Annotated in this window: 4 protein-coding genes; all 4 read right to left on the reverse strand. The window is 60.7% G+C overall.

The features are described 5' to 3' along the window. Window positions 1-78: 78 nt before the first annotated feature. The 4 genes from EOD07_RS30735 to EOD07_RS30750 all read right to left on the reverse strand — a co-directional run bounded on the left by EOD07_RS30735 (window position 79) and on the right by EOD07_RS30750 (window position 2401). Window positions 79-291, reverse strand: a complete 213-nt coding sequence (locus EOD07_RS30735; RefSeq protein ID WP_127237974.1) for a hypothetical protein — start codon at window positions 289-291, stop codon at window positions 79-81. A 262-nt stretch (window positions 292-553) separates the two neighbouring features. Further along, window positions 554-1066 carry a ferritin-like domain-containing protein gene (locus EOD07_RS30740; RefSeq protein WP_127237975.1) on the reverse strand — a complete coding sequence of 171 codons (513 nt, stop codon included), beginning with the start codon at window positions 1064-1066 and terminating at the stop codon, window positions 554-556. 316 nt (window positions 1067-1382) lie between these two features. Continuing rightward, window positions 1383-1607: a hypothetical protein gene (locus EOD07_RS30745; RefSeq protein ID WP_127237976.1), complete on the reverse strand. Its 225-nt coding sequence runs from the start codon at window positions 1605-1607 to the stop codon at window positions 1383-1385. Window positions 1608-1681: 74 nt separating this feature from the next. Next, a complete protein-coding gene (locus EOD07_RS30750; protein WP_127237977.1) occupies window positions 1682-2401 on the reverse strand; it encodes a Crp/Fnr family transcriptional regulator in 720 nt (239 codons plus the stop codon). Between the last annotated feature and the right edge of the window lie 68 nt (window positions 2402-2469).

Genomic DNA, 2469 nt, shown 5'->3' on the forward strand with positions numbered 1-2469 from the left:
CGTATGGATTTTGCTGAGCAGCCTGATTACTCTGCTTGTGACGCAGGTCCGACGCCGCCGAGACTGATACCGGACGCCTTACTGCCGCTCTTCCTGCCGTTTCTCGATTTCGTAGGAAAGCCAGCGGCAGAACATGCCGATAATCGAGGTTGCGGCTCCCCCAAGCAGACAGGCCATCAGCAACGGACTTTTCGATGCACTGTCCCAGCTGACGATCGCCAGCAGCATGACGCTCACCGTCGAGATCAGATAGCCCGTGCCCTTGAGCAGATGAAGCGATGATCTGGTCATGCTGGCCCGCTTTTTTCCGGATGGAACAATCAACCCCTCATCGAGGTTCCACTCGCGCGGAGTCCCTTCAAGGTAGCTGCGGCGGGCCGGTGGGCCTGCGCCCGGTACAAGGTGCAGCCCCTGGCGGTTACGGCATCAGGTGGCTTTGGCAACATTGATGCTCTGAACAAATGGTATCGGTTTCGCCAGCCGAGAACTTGAAACCGGGCGGGCCTCAGTGACGATCATCGGGGCTAGGCCTGAGCAGTCTGGACGCACGTTGCTAGGCTGCCTCGGCCGCGACGTTGACCGCGGATTCGGCAAGCTGGGTGAGTGCAGCGTCCGTTTCCTTCTCTTCGTTCAGCGTCTTGTCGAGCAGGTTGACGGCTCCGGTCAGGCCGAGTTCCTGCGCCCAGGTCCTGAGCGTGCCGTAGCGCGAAATCTCGTAGTGCTCGACGGCTTGGGCCGCAGCCAGCAGGCCGGCGTCGAGCGAGGGCGAGCCCTTGTACTCGTCCATGATCTCGGCACCTTCCTCGGTGATGCCCATGATGGCGGCGCAGGTCTTGCCTACCGGCTTCTTGTCGATCGCCTCGAAGACTTTCTTTAGACGGGCGACATGTTCCTCGGTCTGGTCGCGGTGCTTCTCGAAGGCCATCTTCAATGCATCGTCATGCGCCGCCTTCGCCATCTTGGGCAGCGTCGCCAGAATTTTCTTTTCGGCGAAGTAGATGTCTTTCAGCGTGTCGTGGAAAAGTTCGTTGAGGCCCTTATTCGAGGCCGCTTTCGTCGTCGCCATGTGCGCATCTCCTGGGTGGGTTGGATCATTTTCAACACGGCCACACACAAGTTGTTCCGAATCGTTTTTTGCCGGTGAGGGCCCTGAACCCATCAATTGTTATTGACGAGGCTTGGTGCTGATCTTTAAGCGTACCGCAAAGGTCGGGCGAGGCTGTTCCACATAAATGAGCACCGGCTAATGAAGACATGAGGTAACCGGCGGACTTGACGTCGGTTCCACCAGATCACTCCACCAGGATCACCTTGGCACCGTGGCCAGACGGTCATCATCAACACTTGTTTTGGCCGGCCTGCGTTTGCCTCGACCGCGCTATCTAGCTCCTACGGCCGACAGCCCTGAACTCGAAGACGCCGGGTCGCAGCCGTGTCGGCGGCCTGTCGGTTAGCTCGACGACCCGGATCCATTTGTCGGCATCGCCGCGCAACGTCACTTGAACGCCGAGCACCTTTTGGGCAGCCTCGAACGGCGCCATCGCCTCGACGGCATGGCTTGCAAGGACGGTCTCGCCATCCATCTCTTCGACGCGATAGGCCCTCAATCCTCGTGCTCCCCGATACGGTCAGTCTGGCCGGAAATGCGAGGTGGCGAAACTACATTTGATAGCGACGGCGATCAGCGCGGCTCGCGCGTCATTGAGAGGTAAGTCGGGTCGAACTCGGCAATCTGCTGCAGCTTCTGCCAGTCGAGGATCGTCACCGTATGGTTCGCCCAGGCGATCACGCCGCTGTTGCGCAACGCGCTGATGACACGGTTCATATGCACCACCGACAGGCCCAGCACGTCGGCGAGCTCGGCTTGCGAAACGGGCAAATGGAAGCTCATGCCGTTGGTGTGCTTCACCACCTGCAGCCTGACGAACAGCTCGCAGAACAGATGCGCCAGATGCGAGACTTTCGAGCGCCGCCCCATGGCGACGATCCACTCGCGGTGGATGGCGCCGTCGATCAGCGTGTCGAGCCAAAGCAGCCGGGTGAGGTGCGGCGCCCGCTCGGTGATGCTGCGCAGCTTCGAATGGTCGGCCAGGATGACGCGGCAGGGCGAGAGCGCGATGACGCCGTGGTCCATCGTCTTCAACAGGAAGGCATAGAGGTCGACGAAATCGCCTGGAACCTGCAGCGAGGTGAATTGCCGGCCGCCATCGGCTAGCACCTTGTAACGCGCGGCGAGCCCGTCGAGGATGAGGGTGCTGTAGGCCGGCCGCGATCCGGACGCTACGATGTCCTGGCCGGCGGCGAAGCTGCGCTCGCCCGCCATCAGATTGCCGAGCAGGGATTGCTCATCATCCGACAGGCTGTCGTGCTGGCCGAGGTTCAGGAAAAGCGATTCAAGCATTCATGTCTTCCATGAGCGGGCCGAGCGGCCCGGTCACAGGGGATGTCACAAGTGATTCAAAACAGGCG

The sequence above is a fragment of the Mesorhizobium sp. M2C.T.Ca.TU.002.02.1.1 genome, assembly GCF_003997225.1.